Genomic DNA, 16,274 nt, shown 5'->3' on the forward strand with positions numbered 1-16,274 from the left:
TCCCGACCCCGAGGAGGGATCGGCCACGCAGTGGCCGGTTCGCGGCCGTCCCGTCGATCAGGCGCCGTTGCGTAGGCGACGAAGGAGCAAGCAACGGTGCCTGATCGCGGGACCAAGGGGCCGCGAACTCGAGCGCGCCAGCGCTCCGACTAACGCAGCATCTCGGCGACCAGGAAGGACAGTTCCAGCGACTGCTGGGTGTTCAGGCGCGGGTCGCAGGCGGTCTCGTAGCGGTCCTCGAGATCGAGGTCGGAGATGTCCTGCGCGCCGCCGAGGCACTCGGTGACGTTCTCGCCGGTCAGCTCGATGTGCAGGCCGCCGGGGTGGGTGCCCAGGGCGTGGTGCACCTCGAAGAAGCCCTGCACTTCGTCGACGATGCGGTCGAAGTGGCGGGTCTTGAAGCCGGTCGAGGACTCGTGGGTGTTGCCGTGCATGGGGTCGCACTGCCAGATCACCTGGTGGCCGGTGGCCTGGACCTTCTCGATGATGGGCGGCAGCACGTCGCGGACCTTGCCGTTGCCCATCCTGGCGACCAGGGTGAGCCTGCCCGGCTCGTTGTTCGGGTCGAGGCGCTCGACGTACTCCACGGCCTGGTCGGGCGTGGTGGTCGGGCCGATCTTCAGGCCGATCGGGTTGGCCAGCAGCTCGGCCAGCGCGATGTGGGCGCCGTCGAGCTGACGGGTGCGCTCACCGATCCACAGGAAGTGCGCGGACAGGTCGTAGAGCAGCGGCTCGCCGGTCTCGCTTTCGCTCAGCCGCAGCATCGCGCGCTCGTAGTCGAGGACGAGGGCCTCGTGCGAGGCGTAGATGCGGGCCGACTTCAGGCTCGGGTCGTTGACCTGGCAGGCGGTCATGAACCGCAGGCCGCGGTCGATCTCCTCGGCCAGCGCCTCGTAGCGGGCGCCCGCGGGCGACTGGGCGACGAAGTCACGGTTCCAGTCGTGCACCTGGTGCAGGTCGGCCATGCCGGCGCTGGTCAGCGCGCGGACCAGGTTCATCGCCGCGCTGGCGTTGGCGTACGCGCGGACCAGGCGCGACGGGTCGTGGCGGCGGACGGCCTCGTCGGCGACCAGCGAGTTGACCATGTCGCCGCGGTAGGACTTGAGGCCGAGCGCGTCGACGTCGGAGGAGCGCGGCTTGGCGTACTGGCCCGCGATCCGCGCCACCTTCACCACCGGCAGGCTCGCGCCGTAGGTGAGCACGACGGCCATCTGCAGCAGGGTGCGGATGTTGCCGCGGATGTGCGGTTCGGTGTTGTCGGCGAAGGTCTCCGCGCAGTCACCGCCCTGCATGAGGAACGCCTCACCGCGCGCGACGGCGGCGAGCTGGGACTTGAGCTCCTCCACCTCGGCGGGCAGGCAGATCGGCGGCACGCTCTCGAGCACGGTGCGCATCGTCGCGGCCTCCTCGGCGTCCCACGACGGCTGCTGCAGGGCGGGCCGAGCCAAGGCGGCGTCGAGTCGGCTGCGCAATTCCGCGGGAAGCGGCGGCAGTTCCGGCAGGCGGTCAATGGGTACGTCGACGGTCCAGGTCACCAGATCAGAATACGTAACCCGCGCGCAGAACCCCACCGCCGGGCCGGTCGAGGTGAAGCTGGCTTCGCTGCCCTCACGCCGGGCAAACACGCGAGTTGGTGAAGTGGCATCCGGGTCGCGACACCGCGGCCACCCCGAGAAAGGTTTACCGACGATGAAGTGGAACTACCTGGCATCGCGCACCAGTGTTGGTACGGCGCTGGTGACCGGTCTGGTCGCGCTCGCCACCGCGGCCACCGTCGGCACGGCGACCGCCGCGCCGGGCGACCGAACCCATCCGATGCTCGACACGACGTGCTCGGCGGAACAGATCGAGGCGGCCCTCGCCGCGGTCGCGCCCGATCTCGCCCAGAAATTGGCGCAGCACCCCGAGCATCGCGCGAAACTCGCCGAACTGCTGGCGAAGTCGCCCGAGGAGCGGCGCATCCTGTTCCAGCAGCGCCAGGGCGAGCACACCGGTCACCACGACGGGAGCCGCGACGGACAGCATGACCGGATGCTCGAAGTGCTCAGGGTGTGCGACACCTACTGATCGACCGAGTGGGTAGCGCTAGGGCGTTGCGGCGGCGGGCACCGACACCGTGATGATCAGCCCGCCGTCGGGATCGGCCGCCGCGTGCACGGTGCCACCGTGCGCGTCGGCCACCGATCGGACGATGGACAGTCCGAGGCCCGCGCCGCGGCGGGCGCCGGGGTCGGTGGCACGGCGGGTGGTGTCGGCGGCGCGGCGGAACGGCTCGAACAGGCCGTCGAGTTCGAATTCCGGCACCACCCGGCCGGTGTTGGCGACGGTCAACCGGACGACTCCGGTCTCGGTCGCGCACTCGATGCGCACCCGGCCGCCCGGTCGGTTGTACCGCACCGCGTTGTCGACGAGGTTGTGCACCAGCCGCTCCAGCAGGATCGGGTCGCCGTCGACCGGCGCGGGCGCCACGTCACAGTCGATCGACACCTGCGCCCCGGTGGCCTCGGTCGTGCTGAGTTCTGCCACATGCCGGGCGATACCCGCCAGGTCACAGCGCTTGCGCTCGATGAGCTGCTGTTCGCTCGAGACCAGCAGCAACAGCCCGTCGATCAGACGTTCGTGACGTCCGTTGACCGCGAGTAGGGTCTCGCCGAGCTGCCGCAACGATGCGGGGGCGTCCGGCCGGTCCAGTGCCACCTCGATCAGGGTGCGGTTGATCGCCAGCGGGGTGCGCAGTTCGTGGGAGGCGTTGGCGACGAAGCGGCGCTGGCCGTCGAAGGCACGGTCGAGTCGTTCGAGCATCGCGTCGAACGTGTCGGCGAGGTCTTTGATCTCGTCGGGCGGCCCTTCCAGCGCGATGCGTTCGTGCAGGCTGCGGTCGGCCACCCGGCGCGCGGTCGCGGTGACCCGCTGTAGCGGCTGCAGTGCCCGCCCGGCGAGCAGCCAGCCGAAGCCCGCGGCCGCGATCCCGACCACGGCGAGCGCTGTCAGCGACGAGATCAGCATCGCCCGCAGCACGTCGCGGCGCTCCTGTTCGGCCTGCGCGGTGATGGCCTCGGCGAGCCGTTCGGTGCCGGGCATCCGGTCGCCCAGCGCCAAGTGCTTGCTGATGATCATGTGCGTCGCTGCCACGGGCCGCCGGTCCAGCCATTGCTCGAGCGAGAAGTACATCACCGCGATCAACACCGCGCCGGCGACGAAGAACGACGCCGCGTACAGCAGGGTCAGCCGCAGCCTGATGGTCGAGCGTGGGCGGCTCATCGGATGCGGTAGCCCGCGCCGGGCTCGGTCTCGATCAGCGCCGGCTCCCCGAGCTTGCGGCGCAACATCATGATCGTGTACCTGACCACGCCGGTGAACGGGTCGATGTTCTCGTCCCATGCCTTCTCCAGCAGTTGTTCGGCCGACACCACACCGCCGTCGGCGCGCATCAGCTCACGCAGCACCGCGAACTCCTTGCGTGACACCGTGATCGGCAGACCGTCGCGGGTCAGCGCGCGGCGGTGCACGTCGAGGCACAGCCCACCGCGGCGCAGGACCGGAGGGGTGGCCGGGTGCGCCCGGCGCCCGAGCGCCTGGACCCGGGCGACCAGTTCGGCGAAGGCGAACGGCTTGGTCAGGTAGTCGTCGGCGCCCAGCCCGAGACCGGCGACCCGCTCCCCGATCCCGGCCGCCGCGGTCAGCATCAGCACGCGGCTGTCCACGCCGTGCTCGATCATCCAGCCGCACACCTGGTCGCCGGACGCGCCGGGGATGTCGCGGTCCAGGACGACGACGTCGTAGTCGTTGACCGGCACGCGTTCCAGTGCCGCGTCACCGTCGTAGACCACATCCACCGCCATCGCGTGCCGTCGCAGCCCCGTGCCGATCGCGTCGGCCAATATCGTCTCGTCTTCGACCACAAGCACCCGCACGGGCGATATCTTGCCCGCCGACCCTGTTTGTTCGCTGTGAGGTCACAGCCATACCCGTGCGCGGCGCGCGCGAACCGCCGACATAGGGTTTCGGTCAACCCATCGTGGGTTACGGACCGTGCCGTCCCGCCGGACGGTCACGGCCGCCCACCGGCACGAAGAGGCGATCTCCCTGCGATATTTCTACGACTCGGAATTCATCGAGGACGGCGTGACGATCGATCTGATTTCGATCGGCGTCGTCTGCGAGGACGGGCGCGAATACTACGCGGTGTCCACCGAATTCGACGCGGGGCGGGCTGGGCCGTGGGTCCGCAGGCACGTGCTGCCGAAGCTGCCGCAGGCGGGATCACCGCTGTATCGCACCAGGGAACAGATCCGCGACGACCTGTTCAAGTTCTTCCTGCCCCGGCCGAGCGTGCAGCCGGAGCTGTGGGCCTGGGTGGGCGCCTACGATCACGTCGCGCTGTGCCAGCTGTGGGGTGACATGACCGCGCTGCCCAAGGGCATGCCGCGCTACACCAACGAGTTGCGTCAGCACTGGGTCGCGCACGGCAGTCCCGAGCTGCCGCCCATCCCCGGCGACGCGCACGACGCGCTGGCCGACGCCAGGCACAACCTGGCCAAGTTCGAGGCGATCGAGGCCTACCGGCGCACCCCGCGCCTTTGAGCCGAAACAAGGGAAAGGCCCCGAGTCGCAGCGACTCGGGGCCTTTCTCGTTGTGCTAGCGCGGTCAGTGACCGTGCGGTTCGTCACCGTTGGCGCGTGCCTGCTCGTTCGCGAGCGCGGTGAGCATCTTGTGCTCCTCGATGTGCTCGTTCTCGAAGTAGGCGTCGGACTCGGCCTTCGGGTCGGCCCGCAGGAAGCTACCGGTGCCCGGCTTGCCCGCCGAACCCAGCTTGTTCATCTTCTTGGGCACCGGGGCGCCCTGGTACTCCAGCGGGATCGCGTGGCCGTGGTCGTCGACCGGGCCGAGCGGCTGGTGCACCTCGATGTACTCACCGTGCGGCAGGCGCTTGATGACACCGGTCTCGATGCCGTGCTCGAGCACCGCCCGGTCACTGCGCTGCAGGCCGATGCAGAACCGGTAGGTCACGAAGTACGCCAGCGGCGGCAGCAGCAGCACGCCGATGCGGCCGATCCACGTCGTCGCGTTCAGCGAGATGTCGAACTTGAACGCGATGATGTCGTTGACACACGACAGCGTCAGCACCACGTAGAACGCGATGGACATGGCACCGATGGCGGTACGGACCGGCACGTCGCGCGGACGCTGGAGCAGGTTGTGATGCGCCGTGTGATCGTTGGTGAGGCGCTTCTCGATCCACGGGTAGGCGATCAGCAGGGTGAACACCAGACCCATGACGAGGGCGACCCAGAACACCGCCGGGATCGTGTAGCGACCCAGGTAGAGCTCCCACGGCGGCATCAGGCGCGCCATGCCGTCGGTCCACATCATGTAGAAGTCGGGCTGCGAACCCGCCGAGACCTGCGACGGGTTGTACGGGCCGAGGTTCCAGATCGGGTTGATCTGCAGGACACCACCCATGATGCCGACGATGCCGAGGGTGAACGCGAAGAACGCGCCCTGGTCCGCGGCGAACACCGGCACGATGCGCGCGCCGACCACGTTGTTCTCGGTCCGGCCGGGGCCGGGGAACTGGGTGTGCTTCTGGTACCAGACCAGCGCGACGTGCGCGCCGATCAGCGCCAGGATGATGCCGGGCAGCAGCAGCACGTGCGCGACGTAGAGGCGCGGGATGATGATGTCGCCGGGGAAGTCGCCGCCGAACATCAGCCAGTGCATCCAGGTACCGATCACCGGGATACCGATGGTGATACCGGAGAACGCGGCCCGCAGACCGGTACCGGAGAGCAGGTCGTCGGGCAGCGAGTAGCCGAAGAAGCCTTCGAACATCGCCAGGATCAGCAGCAGCGAGCCGATCACCCAGTTCGCCTCACGCGGCTTGCGGAACGCGCCGGTGAAGAAGATGCGGAACAGGTGGATGATGATCGACGCCGCGAACAGCAGGGCCGCCCAGTGGTGGATCTGCCGGACGAACAGACCGCCGCGCACCTCGAAGGAGATGTTCAGCGCGGTCTCGTAGGCCCGCGACATGCCGACGCCGCGCAGCGGCTGGTAGGCGCCGTCGTAGGTGACGTGCGCCATCGACGGGTCGAAGAACAGCGTCAGGTACACACCCGACAGCAGCAGGATGATGAACGCGTACAGCGCGATCTCACCGAGCAAGAACGACCAGTGGGTCGGGAAGACCTTGTTGATCGACCGCTTCATGAACGCGGCGGCGCGATACCGCTCGTCCATCTCGTTGGCTTGGTTCGCCACCAGAGTGCTCATGAACGACGCTCCCAGAAGGCCGGGCCGAGCGGCTCGATGAAGTCGCCGTTGGCGACCAGGAAGCCCTCGGAGTTGACGGTGATCGGCAGCTGAGGCAGCGCGCGGGCGGCCGGACCGAAGACCGGCTTACCCCACTCGGTCGCCGAGAACTGCGACTGGTGGCAGGGGCACAGGATGCGGTTGGTCTGCTGCTCGAACAGTGAGGTCGGGCAACCGAGGTGGGTGCAGATCTTCGAGTAGGCGAAGTAGTCGCCGTAGTTGAAGCTCTCCTGGCCCTTGCGCTTGATCGCCTTCTCCGCGTCGGCGGTGCGCAGACGGATCAGCATGACCGCGTTGCGGATGCCACGCAGCGACTGCAGCGTCTCGTGCGCGTCGCCACGCCACTTCTCTTTCCACGGGAACACCGTTTCCATGGCGCCCGCGTCCAGGTCCTCCGGACGCACCAGCACGATGTCATCGGGACGGCCGGTGTCGCGGCGGATGTAGATGGTCTCGCCCGGGTAGTCCGGGGTCCAGCCCGACACCCACAGCGGCGACTTGTCGCGCTTGGCCCACGGGTTCTTCACCATGCCGCCGATGAACACCAGCAGCGAGCCGATGCCGAGCACGCCGACGCCCGCACCCGCGGTGCCGAGCATCATCTTGCGGCGACCCAGGGTGGAGGTGTCGAGCGCGTCCTGCAGCTCGGCCGCCAGGGTCCGGCGCTCGACCTCGTCCGACGGGCCGTCGTGGCGCTGCTGGATCGAGATCTCGGCGGGGATGAACCGCTTGCGGATCAGCACGACCGCGATACCGATGACCAGCACCGAGATGCCGAAGGTCAGGCCGACGAGCGGGGTGAACAGCGCGTAGGCCTGGTGGCCTTCCTGGCGGTTGCCCTTCCACTCCCACGGCCAGAACAGGAAGACACCGATCAGCGCGGCCGCGGCGAGGCCGGAGATGGCGAACCAGAACGTGACCGCACGCTCGGCGCGCTTCTCGGCGCGGGTGCCAGGCACCGGCCACCGCTCGCCGCGGTACGCGACCTCGACGTCGTCACGCGCGGTGCCGAGCTCGACCAGCTCGTCGCGCGTCATCGCGTCCAGTTCGTCTTCGGTGGGTTCGCGACCCATGTCGCTTCGCTCCTGTCCACTCATGACTGCGTCCTATCCGACATGCTCGCCTTCGCGCGCTGACCGATCATGGCTGCGCCCCGTCCGGACATGCTGGGGCGCGCTGCGTGGTTACGCTGCGCTGCCGCCTCCGCGCGCTGACCGATCATGTCCGTGATCCGATCCACATCGCGGCGCCGACCACGGCGGTGATGCCGATGACCCAGATCGCCAGGCCTTCGGTCGCCGGACCGAAACCGCCGAGGTCCCAGCCGCCGGGCGCCTTCTCCTCGGCCGCGTTCTTGACGTAGGCGACGATGTCGCGCTTCTCCTCCGGCGACAGCTGCCGGTCGGAGAACTTCGGCATGTTCTGCGGGCCGGTGACCATCGCGTTGTAGATCTGCGCCTCGTTGGCAGGCGCCAGCGTGGGCGCGAACTTGCCGCTGGAGAGCGCACCACCGCGGGCGGTGAAGTTGTGGCAGGAGGCGCAGTTCATGCGGAACAGCTCCGAGCCACGGGCGATGTCGTCACCACGCAGCGATTCCTGCGCGATCTCGCCGTTGGCGTCGCGGATCACCGAGGGGCCACCGCCGTTGGCGGCGACGTACGCGCCGATCGCGTCGGTCTGATGCGCGTCGAACTTCTCCGGCTTGCGCATCGCCTGGGCTTCGTTGCGGGTCATCGGCATGCGGCCGGTGGACACCTGGAAGTAGACGGCGGCCTCGCCGACACCGATCAGGCTGGGACCACGTTCTTCCACACCCTGCAGGTTGGCGCCGTGGCAGGTGATGCACGAGGTGTCGTAGAGCTGCTTGCCCTCGCGGATGAGCGCGGACTGATCCTCGTGCGCGGTGGCGATCTGCGGCTCGGGAGTGAGCGCCGTGGCCAGGAAGCCGGCCCCGACCAGACCCACCAGCAACGCGAGACCGCCCGCGATACGACGGCGAACGCGACGCTGCTTACGCGTCTTGGCGGCCTGACCGTTGCCGGGGCCAGCGGGCTCTGGGGCCGACGGGGGAGATGAACTCATCTGTGTCCCTTTGGAGTAGACGGAACCGACTTGTGCAAATGCTGTGCGCCCGCGCCTAGCGGACGAAGTAGATCGTGGCGAACAACCCGATCCAGACGATGTCGACGAAGTGCCAGTAGTAGGACACCACGATCGCGGCTGTCGCCTGCGCGGGCGTGAACTTGCTCAGCGTGGTGCGGATCAGCAGGAACACGAACGCGATCAGACCGCCGATCACGTGCAGGCCGTGGAAGCCGGTGGTGATGTAGAAGACCGAGCCGTAGGAGCTGCCTGCGATCGAGGTTCCCTCGTGGACCAGGTGGTAGTACTCGTAGCCCTGGCCGAACACGAAGAAGGTGCCCATCGCCAGGGTGATCATGTACCAGCGGCGCAGGCCGAACACGTCGCCTCGCTCCGCGGCGAACACGCCCATCTGGCAGGTGAACGACGATGCGATCAGCACGGCCGTCACCGGGATGGCGAGCGTCATGTTCAGCTCGGTCGGCTCCGGGGGCCAGTTGCCGTGCGCCTGCGCGCGCGCAACGAAGTACATGGCGAAGAGGCCGGCGAAGAACATCAGCTCGCTCGACAGCCAGATGATGGTTCCGACGCTGACCATGTTGGGCCGGTTCAGCGAATGCACACGCTGAGTAATGGCCGATCCTGGGGTGCCTACTGCGGTCGTCACGGGGTAAGTATGACTCTTCGTAGTACGACAGCTGTACCCGGGTACGAAACTTTGTCGCGCACGGCGGAAAACCCACGCACAGAGGGGGTCCGCGACCCCCGTCGGCGTGTTGGCGACGATCACGTGACGGCTCATTGTGACAGCGTTGGATGTGGATAACCTGAGACGAGGAGGCGGCGATGGTCGTGGTGCGGATGTGGCGGCGGTTGTTCGGTGGAAACGCGCAGGCGCTCGACCCGGCGCGGGCCGATCTGGTCGTGGTCGCGTCGAGTTTCGACGATGTCGAGGCTTGTTCGGCGGCGCTGGACCGGGCGACCGGCCTGGATCGGGAGGCCGAGGCGGTTTTGCGCCACCACCTGCGCCTGCCCGCCGGGCAGCTCGACGCGGCCTGTGAGATCGCGGGTTACGACGGCTACACCCGCGCCGAGCCGGTGCGGGCGGCCGACGACGAGCTGGTGCCGATCATCCTGCAGCGGGTGCAGGTACTCGACCCGCTGAGCTGCTCGCAGGAGCGTTCGCGGATGGCCGGGCTCGCGCAGCGTCACGACGGTGTCGCCGACGGCTGGGACGCGCTGCAGCCGCCTCGTCCCGCCCCTTAAACTTGCGCAGCGGCGCAATAGGGTTGCGCAATACAGGCGCGCGCGAGAAGAGTTCGCGCGACGGTGTCGGTCGAGAAGAAGGATGCGGAGCAGATGAGCGTGCGCAGCTGGCCCCAGGTGCTCGGAACCCTCGCCGACGGTGGTGACCTGGCCGCGGACGACACCACCTGGGTGATCGACGAGATCTTCACCGACAACGCCACCGCGGCCCAGATCGCGGCCTTCGGCGTCGCCATGAAGATCAAGGGCCCCACTCCCACCGAGCTGGCAGGCATGGTCGCGGGGATGCTCGGGCACGCGCGCCTTGTCCATGTCGACGGCGACGCGGTCGACATCGTCGGCACCGGCGGCGACCGGTCCGGCTCGGTGAACATCTCCACCATGTCCTCGGTGGTCGTCGCCTCGGCGGGTGTGCCGGTGGTCAAGCACGGCAATCGGGCCGCCTCGTCGAAGTCCGGTGGCGCCGACGTGCTGGAGGCGCTGGGCGTGAAGCTGGCGCTGGGCCCGGAGTCGGTGGCGCGGTCGGTGCGCGAGGCCGGGATCGGCTTCTGTTTCGCGCCGCTGTTCCATTCCGGGCTGCGGTTCGCCGGTCCGGCGCGCAAGGAGATCGGCATCCCGACCGTGTTCAACGTGCTCGGGCCGCTCACCAACCCGGCACAGCCGCGGGCGGGGCTGATCGGCTGCGCGTTCGCCGATCTCGCGCCGGTGATCGCTGGCGTGTTCGCCGAACGTGACGCCAGTGCGCTGGTGGTGCGTGGGCGCGACGGGCTCGACGAGATCACCACCTCCGACCTCACCGATGTGTGGGTGGTCAGCGGTGGACGGATCAGGCAGACCGTGATCGATCCGACGCGCCTTGGTATTCCCCGCGTCGAGCTGGACGCGCTGCGCGGTGGCGACGCCGAGGTCAACGCCGGAATCGCCCGCGAGGTGTTCGCCGGGACGCCGGGCCCGGTCCGCGACGCGACCCTGCTGAACTCCGCCGCCGCGATCGTCGCCTACGACCTCTCGCGCGGGGTCGGCGACGCCGACCTGGATCTGGATGCCGCGCTGGCGGGCGGGCTCGAGCGCGCCGCGGCCGCCGTCGACAGCGGCGCGGCGGCGAAACTGCTGCAGAGCTGGGCCGAGCTCACCAGGACCCTCGACGAGGGCTGAGCGAAAGCCTCACTCCCCCAGCGAGAATCCGGCTTCCACGTCGTGGCTGGAATACGACTTGAACGCGATGTGGGTGGTGGTGCGGACGACGCCTGCCACCTTGTCGATGCCGCTGGTGACGACCTCGGCGATGCGTTCGTGATCGCGGACCCGCACGATCGCGATCAAGTCGACGTCGCCCGCGCAGGAGTAGACCTCGGCGACTCCGGCGGTGTCGGCGAGCGCCTGCGCGGTCTCGGGGATGCGAGAGTTCTCGGCCTGGATCAGCACGATCGCGGTAATCATGGGATCAGCCTAGAACTTGTGGCCGCTCGGTGGCCGCTTTGAACCGTCGCATCAGCTCACGGCTCTTCACACCGGGCGCCGATTCCACCGAACTGGACACATCGACGCCGTAGGGGCGGTGGCGGGCGATGGTGTCGGCGACGTTGCCGGCGTCGAGTCCACCGGCCAGCACGACCTTGCCCGGCAGTGCGCGCACCCAGTCGGGGAACTCCTCGAAGATCCCGGAGCCCGCGCTGGCGTCGTAGAAGAAGTATTCGCTGGTCTGCCCGGGTGCGGGCGGGGTCGAGGAGCAGAAGGCGAGGTTCGGCAGGTCGGCCCACTGGTAGAGCTGCACGACGTCGAACGCGTCGGCCACCTCGGCGACCTCGGCCGCTTCCAGGGCGACGACGAACGTGGTGATCCGGCCGCGCGCGTAGTCGGCGAGGGCGCGGGCCTGCTCGGGGGTGCGGTACCGCTTGCTCTTGGGCGTGACCATGACGCCGATCGCGGAGTACCCCAACTCGACGGCCCAGTCGATCTGTTCCTCGGTGGTCAGGCCGCACACCTTCACGAACATTCGCGCCTTCGCCCTTTCTCCCGCTGTCACCGGACGTGACAGGCGGTTCCATGATCCTCCCGCCGGGAGGTCACCGTTGCGCCAGGTACTGCTCCTCCGCGCTGACGGTGGTCGCGGCGGTGCGCGCCAGCTGGGCCCAGCCCTTCCAGCGGGCCGCGCCGTGCAGTGGTTCGCGGTAGCCCTCGCTGGTGCGGACGATGCGGGCGCCGGGCTTGGTGAGCCAGCGGGCGATGACGCCCACCTCCTCGGGGGATGCGCCGCGCAGCGGGGGAATGTCGTCGTCGGGCAGTGGTCCGCAGCCGAACAGGGCGTCAGCGGCTTCCGTCGCGACACCCTCGATTCGCCGTCGCGACCTGTTACCCGACGATGCCGCATCACCCAGGTCCGGAATCACGGTTTCGGCCGCCACGACGATCTGGTCGACGACGGCCATCGGCGGAGTCCCCCGGCGGGCAGTGCCCGCGGCGGCGAGGCGTCCGTAGCGGATGACCGAGAATTCCCAGCCGCCCGCGCCGTCGGGCAGGGCGACGATCAATTCCGCGACGCGCGCAAGTGCGGCCAGGCGCTGGGTGCGGTGCAGCATGGTGACCACCGCGGCCGTGCGGTCGCGCAGCCGGGCGGCAGCTTCGAAATGTTGGGCTGCGGAATGGATTTCGACGCGATCGAGCATGGCGCGCAGCAGCGTGTCGGCGCGGCCGGTGAACAGGTCACGGACCGCCTGCACGGCGGGCGCGTAGCTCGCGGCATCGAGGTCGCCGTGCTGGCGCGCGGCTGGACAGCCGCCGACGACCGCGGGCGGGCAGGTGTGTTTCACCGCGCGGGTGAGGCGGGTGGCGCAGGTTCGCAGTCCGGCGAACTCGGCGATCGTCGCGGCCACGTCGACGGCGTCGGTGCGAGAACCGAACGGCCCCAATGCTGTTCGCGTCGGGGTGCGCACGGCGACGAGCCGGGGGAATGCCTCGTCGCTTATCGTGAGCCACCAGCCGCGCCGGGGGAACTTCGAGCGGCGGTTGTACGGCGGCGCGTGCGCGGCGAGCAAACGCAGCTCGCGCACACCCGCTTCCAGACCGTGCGCGCACACCACATGGTCGACCCGGATCGCCAGTGCCACCATCTCTTTCATCCGGCCGCGGGTCTCCGAACCGGTGAAGTAGGTGCGGACGCGGCGGCGCAGATTGACCGCGGTCCCTATATAGAGGACTTCGTCGGACGGACCGCGGAACAGATACACCCCGGGCGAAGTCGGCAGATCGCCGGCGAAAGTGCGCTTGGCCCGCTGGGTTCCGGTGACGCCGGGCAGGTAGTCGAGCAGTTCGGTGAGGCTGTGCACGCCCTGGTTGCCGACCCTGCCGATCAGCGCGTGCAGCACGTCGACGGTGGCGCGGGCGTCGTCGAGGGCCCGGTGGGTCGGGGTGGTCGACGCACCGAGGATCTGGGCAAGCACCCCGAGTCGCGCCGAGGGCGCCTCGTCGCGGGTGAGCACCCGTCGCGCCAGTTTCACCGTGCACAGCACCTGCGGGTTGGGCCAGGTGATGTCCTGGCGCGCCGCGGCGGCTTTCAGGAACGCGGTGTCGAAGCGGGCATTGTGCGCCACCAGCACCGCGCCCGCCGCGAACTCGAGAAAGCCCGGCAGCACAGCCTCGATCCGCGGCGCCTCGTACACCATCGCCGTGGTGATCCCGGTGATCTGCACGATCGCGGGCGGGATCGCGAACCCCGGATTCACCAGGGTCGCGAACTCCCCCAGCACTTCTCCCCCGCGCACCTTCACCGCCCCGATCTCGGTGATCGAATCCCCGTCCGGGCTGGTCCCGGTCGTTTCCAGGTCGACGACGACGAAGGTGGTGTCGTACAGCGGAGTATCGAGTTCGTCGAAGGCCAGCTGACGGGCGGCAGCCGGGAGCGGAACGGGATCGGGCACGGCGAGCAGCGTAGGACGGGGGTCCGACACGCTCGCCGTGCCCGACGGTCCGCGCGGTGGTCGCCGCAGGCAGGCACCGACGCCTGGGGCAGGCGCAACGGATCCGGCTGCGGCGCGGGGGTCAGCGTTGGGTCGGCGGTGACCAGTTCGGCGGGAGCGTCAGGCGAGGTCGCGGTGTCGGCCAGAGGTTCCCCGTCGGCGATCGGTCCATCGGGAGCTGCGACGGGATCCGCGGCGGCTGGATGTACTCCGACGGCAGCCGGTAGTGCGAAGGCAGGGTCCGCGAGGCCGGGATATTCGACGGGGCATCGGAACCGGCGGTCATCACGCCGCGAGCTATCGCGACCACGAGGAACACCACCAGTCCGACCGCGAGTCGTCCGCCGCCACCACCTCCCGATCGGCTCTTCCCCAGATATTCCTCGCGCCATTCCGGGGCCGGTCGCGCGGGAGCTGGTCGCACAGCGGCCGGTCGCACGGGAGCCGGTCGCTCTGGTTCCGGCAGCTCGGAGGACTCCGGTGCGGTCTCGGCCTCCTGCGGACTCGACAGGGTCGGCGGCGGCGCGTCGTCGGCATCGTCCACCAAGCCGGCAATCTGCGCCAGCAGCTCGCGAACCTCAGGCGCATAGGCCGGATCCAGCTGGGCGACCCGCACCAATCGCTCTCGCGCGGCGTCCCAGTGTTCCTTCTCCAGGTCGTGGCGCGCGAGCAGATACAGCGCCTCGGTGTTGTCCGGGTCGAGGCGGAGCGCTTCGACGAAGGCCGCACGGGCCGCCACTCCCCGTTTCGACCACGCGCCGGAGTTGTGCCACAGCACCCGGCCGCGAACCACGTGCAGCAACGCGTCTTCCGGCGCCAGCTCGATCGCGTCATCGATGGCCGCGAGCGACTCGTCCCGGTCACGGTGCACGAGGGTGGTGGCCAGCAGGCGATGGCACTCGGCTGACCACGGATCGAGTTCGACACATCGGCGGGCAGCGGCCAGTGCCGCGTCGTCGTGCTCGGCGCCGTCGGCACCCACCGCGATGCACGCGCGCATGAGCCCGTGCTCACTGATCGCGAGCAGCTTCCACGCGAACAAGTTCACCGGATCGAGGCGCAATGCCGTGCGCACCGGCTCGACTGCCTCGGCGTACCTGCCCGGCCGCAGCCAGGAATAGGCCAGGTGCGCGTGCGCTTGACTGCTGTCCGGTTCCGCGGCGAGCATCGGCGCCAGCATCGTCCTGGCTGCCTCGTAGCGGCCCAGGTCGATCAGGAGCTTGACCTTGTCGAGTTGTTCCTCGCTCATCGCGCTCGGCTCAGCGCTGCTTCATCCGCTTGAGATAGATCGCCAGCTCGTCATAGCTGCCGTCGCCGTTGGCGAATTCGACCACATTGCGGGCGGATTCGAACCAGGCGCCGGTGCTCGGCCGGATCTGGGCCAGCGCGGTCCGCACGTCGGCCATGCCGATCGGGCGCACCTCCCCCGAGCGCATGGAGTCCGCCATCGCCAGCTGGGTAGCGGAGGTGCACACGTGGGCGAGGTCGGCGCCGGAGAGGCCATCGGTGTGCGCGGCCAGCGCGGCCAGGTCGATGCCCGCCACCGGGCGGTCGCGCAGGTTGTAGTGCAGGATCGAGCGGCGGGCGGGCGCGTCGGGCAGGCCGACGAAGACCATCCGGTCGAACCGGCCCGGCCTGCGCAGCGCGACGTCGACATCCCACGGATGGTTGGTCGCGCCGAGCACGAACACGCCCTCGTTGCTGTGGGTGGCCGAGTCCATCTCGGTGAGCAGCTGGTTGACCACGGTGCGCATGGTCGAGGAGCCGTGCATCTGGCTGCGCTTGTGGCCGAGCGCGTCGACCTCGTCGAGGAACAGCACGCACGGCGCGTTACGGCGGGCCATCTCGAAGATGCTGTGCACATTGCGCTCGCTGGCGCCCGTATAGATATCGAGGATGTCCGCGATCTCGATCGGATAGAAGTTGGCGCCCAGCTCACCGGCGACCGCCGAGGCGAGGAAGGTCTTGCCGCAGCCGGGCGGGCCGTAGAGCAGGAGCCCGCCGCGCGCCGAGGTGCCGAACGCCTTGGCCAGTTCCGGATTGCGCAGCGGGGCGAGCAGGGTCAGGTCCAGCTGGCGCTTCACCTCGTCCATGCCGCCGACATCGGCGAGGCGCAGGGTCGGGCGCTCCATCGTGGCGGCGTCGTCGTCGGTGACGAACTCGGTGGGCGCGGCGTCGACGAAGGCCGGTTCGATGATGTCGCCGACCTGATCCTCCGCGGCGGCCCAGTCGTACTCCGGCGCCGGGCCGGTTTCCGGCGCCGGTGAACCGCCGGACAGTGCGTTCGTGCAGCGCGTCATCAGGGCCAGGACCTGCGCGTTTCCCGGATGGTGGCCGAGCGCGACGCCGCAGTGGGCCAGCGCGTCGGCGTAGCGACCCCGGTCGAGATACAGCTCGATGACGCACACGCGCAGCGCGAGCACCTCCGGACTGCGCTCCACCATCGTCAGCAAGTCGGTCAATACCTGGTCGTCGGCCACCCGCGCCCCCTTCGAACTGCGAACATTCGGCCGTACCCTAACCGCCGCAACGGGATTCACGGAACCGGTAAACGTCAAGTCCCATCCACCGGGACGGCGCCAGGGCGCCGGGCCGACATGCTCGCCGCCGGCAATTCGCCGCGAGACTTTCGTTCCGATGCGAACAAAATAACCTTG

16 protein-coding genes are annotated in these 16,274 nt (G+C 69.1%); 4 read left to right on the top strand and 12 right to left on the bottom strand.

Going from position 1 to position 16,274, the window contains the following annotated elements:
* Positions 1–149 precede the first annotated feature (149 nt).
* On the bottom strand, positions 150–1,535 hold the full coding sequence (locus tag ACWF82_RS26295; RefSeq protein ID WP_379309516.1) for a class II 3-deoxy-7-phosphoheptulonate synthase: 1,386 nt from the start codon (positions 1,533–1,535) through the stop codon (positions 150–152).
* Positions 1,536–1,689: 154 nt separating this feature from the next.
* Here ACWF82_RS26295 and ACWF82_RS26300 point away from each other — a divergent pair, with 154 nt between their 5' ends.
* Positions 1,690–2,067: a hemophore-related protein gene (locus ACWF82_RS26300; RefSeq protein ID WP_452505321.1), complete on the top strand. Its 378-nt coding sequence runs from the start codon at positions 1,690–1,692 to the stop codon at positions 2,065–2,067.
* Between the two features lie 18 nt (positions 2,068–2,085).
* On the opposite strand, the gene ACWF82_RS26305 is transcribed toward ACWF82_RS26300, so the two are convergent.
* Both ACWF82_RS26305 and ACWF82_RS26310 read right to left on the bottom strand, forming a co-directional pair.
* Entirely contained in the window at positions 2,086–3,261 is a 1,176-nt protein-coding gene (locus ACWF82_RS26305; RefSeq protein WP_452505323.1) for a sensor histidine kinase, read from the bottom strand.
* The gene (locus ACWF82_RS26310) at positions 3,258–3,914 is read right to left on the bottom strand and encodes a response regulator transcription factor (protein WP_452505325.1); all 657 of its coding nucleotides are present in this window, start codon (positions 3,912–3,914) and stop codon (positions 3,258–3,260) included. The genes ACWF82_RS26305 and ACWF82_RS26310 overlap by 4 nt, the downstream gene beginning before the upstream one ends.
* Before the next feature lie 172 nt (positions 3,915–4,086).
* Here ACWF82_RS26310 and ACWF82_RS26315 point away from each other — a divergent pair, with 172 nt between their 5' ends.
* Positions 4,087–4,584: a polyadenylate-specific 3'-exoribonuclease AS gene (locus tag ACWF82_RS26315; protein ID WP_452505398.1), complete on the top strand. Its 498-nt coding sequence runs from the start codon at positions 4,087–4,089 to the stop codon at positions 4,582–4,584.
* 64 nt (positions 4,585–4,648) lie between these two features.
* Here ACWF82_RS26315 and qcrB read toward each other — a convergent pair whose 3' ends face one another.
* From qcrB to ctaE, 4 genes are all read right to left on the bottom strand, one after another.
* Positions 4,649–6,274: a cytochrome bc1 complex cytochrome b subunit gene (gene qcrB / locus ACWF82_RS26320; RefSeq protein WP_452505327.1), complete on the bottom strand. Its 1,626-nt coding sequence runs from the start codon at positions 6,272–6,274 to the stop codon at positions 4,649–4,651.
* Positions 6,271–7,410, bottom strand: a complete 1,140-nt coding sequence (gene qcrA / locus ACWF82_RS26325; protein ID WP_452505329.1) for a cytochrome bc1 complex Rieske iron-sulfur subunit — start codon at positions 7,408–7,410, stop codon at positions 6,271–6,273. Before qcrA ends, qcrB begins: the two co-directional genes overlap by 4 nt.
* A gap of 121 nt (positions 7,411–7,531) precedes the next feature.
* Positions 7,532–8,395: a cytochrome bc1 complex diheme cytochrome c subunit gene (gene qcrC, locus ACWF82_RS26330; RefSeq protein ID WP_452505331.1), complete on the bottom strand. Its 864-nt coding sequence runs from the start codon at positions 8,393–8,395 to the stop codon at positions 7,532–7,534.
* A gap of 55 nt (positions 8,396–8,450) precedes the next feature.
* Positions 8,451–9,062 (bottom strand): aa3-type cytochrome oxidase subunit III, encoded by a 612-nt coding sequence (gene ctaE, locus ACWF82_RS26335; RefSeq protein ID WP_189033662.1) that lies wholly within the window; start codon positions 9,060–9,062, stop codon positions 8,451–8,453.
* Positions 9,063–9,241: 179 nt separating this feature from the next.
* Between ctaE and ACWF82_RS26340 the strand changes: the two genes are divergently transcribed.
* Positions 9,242–9,661, top strand: a complete 420-nt coding sequence (locus ACWF82_RS26340) for a hypothetical protein (protein WP_452505333.1) — start codon at positions 9,242–9,244, stop codon at positions 9,659–9,661.
* Positions 9,662–9,754: 93 nt separating this feature from the next.
* Entirely contained in the window at positions 9,755–10,816 is a 1,062-nt protein-coding gene (gene trpD, locus ACWF82_RS26345; RefSeq protein ID WP_452505335.1) for an anthranilate phosphoribosyltransferase, read from the top strand.
* Between the two features lie 9 nt (positions 10,817–10,825).
* Here the strand turns inward: trpD and ACWF82_RS26350 are convergent, their stop codons facing one another.
* From ACWF82_RS26350 to ACWF82_RS26370, 5 genes are all read right to left on the bottom strand, one after another.
* Positions 10,826–11,101, bottom strand: coding sequence for an Lrp/AsnC family transcriptional regulator (locus ACWF82_RS26350; protein WP_452505337.1), 276 nt, complete (start codon positions 11,099–11,101; stop codon positions 10,826–10,828).
* A 4-nt stretch (positions 11,102–11,105) separates the two neighbouring features.
* A complete protein-coding gene (trpF, locus tag ACWF82_RS26355; RefSeq protein ID WP_452505339.1) occupies positions 11,106–11,657 on the bottom strand; it encodes a phosphoribosylanthranilate isomerase in 552 nt (183 codons plus the stop codon).
* A gap of 70 nt (positions 11,658–11,727) precedes the next feature.
* The gene (locus tag ACWF82_RS26360) at positions 11,728–13,578 is read right to left on the bottom strand and encodes a DEDD exonuclease domain-containing protein (RefSeq protein ID WP_452505341.1); all 1,851 of its coding nucleotides are present in this window, start codon (positions 13,576–13,578) and stop codon (positions 11,728–11,730) included.
* A gap of 121 nt (positions 13,579–13,699) precedes the next feature.
* On the bottom strand, positions 13,700–14,866 hold the full coding sequence (locus ACWF82_RS26365) for a tetratricopeptide repeat protein (RefSeq protein WP_452505343.1): 1,167 nt from the start codon (positions 14,864–14,866) through the stop codon (positions 13,700–13,702).
* Positions 14,867–14,876: 10 nt separating this feature from the next.
* Positions 14,877–16,097, bottom strand: coding sequence for an ATP-binding protein (locus ACWF82_RS26370; RefSeq protein WP_452505345.1), 1,221 nt, complete (start codon positions 16,095–16,097; stop codon positions 14,877–14,879).
* Positions 16,098–16,274 lie beyond the last annotated feature (177 nt).

It is taken from the genome of Nocardia sp. NPDC055053 (genome assembly GCF_053608285.1).

What these genes read in the sequence shown, in the direction of transcription:
- qcrC (WP_452505331.1), bottom strand. Translation starts at nt 8,395, where the DNA reads ATGAGTTCATCTCCCCCGTCGGCCCCAGAGCCCGCTGGCCCCGGCAAC.
- ACWF82_RS26300 (WP_452505321.1), top strand. Translation starts at nt 1,690, where the DNA reads ATGAAGTGGAACTACCTGGCATCGCGCACCAGTGTTGGTACGGCGCTG.
- ACWF82_RS26340 (WP_452505333.1), top strand. Translation starts at nt 9,242, where the DNA reads ATGGTCGTGGTGCGGATGTGGCGGCGGTTGTTCGGTGGAAACGCGCAG.
- trpD (WP_452505335.1), top strand. Translation starts at nt 9,755, where the DNA reads ATGAGCGTGCGCAGCTGGCCCCAGGTGCTCGGAACCCTCGCCGACGGT.
- ACWF82_RS26350 (WP_452505337.1), bottom strand. Translation starts at nt 11,101, where the DNA reads ATGATTACCGCGATCGTGCTGATCCAGGCCGAGAACTCTCGCATCCCC.
- ACWF82_RS26305 (WP_452505323.1), bottom strand. Translation starts at nt 3,261, where the DNA reads ATGAGCCGCCCACGCTCGACCATCAGGCTGCGGCTGACCCTGCTGTAC.
- ACWF82_RS26365 (WP_452505343.1), bottom strand. Translation starts at nt 14,866, where the DNA reads ATGAGCGAGGAACAACTCGACAAGGTCAAGCTCCTGATCGACCTGGGC.
- trpF (WP_452505339.1), bottom strand. Translation starts at nt 11,657, where the DNA reads ATGTTCGTGAAGGTGTGCGGCCTGACCACCGAGGAACAGATCGACTGG.
- qcrB (WP_452505327.1), bottom strand. Translation starts at nt 6,274, where the DNA reads ATGAGCACTCTGGTGGCGAACCAAGCCAACGAGATGGACGAGCGGTAT.
- qcrA (WP_452505329.1), bottom strand. Translation starts at nt 7,410, where the DNA reads ATGAGTGGACAGGAGCGAAGCGACATGGGTCGCGAACCCACCGAAGAC.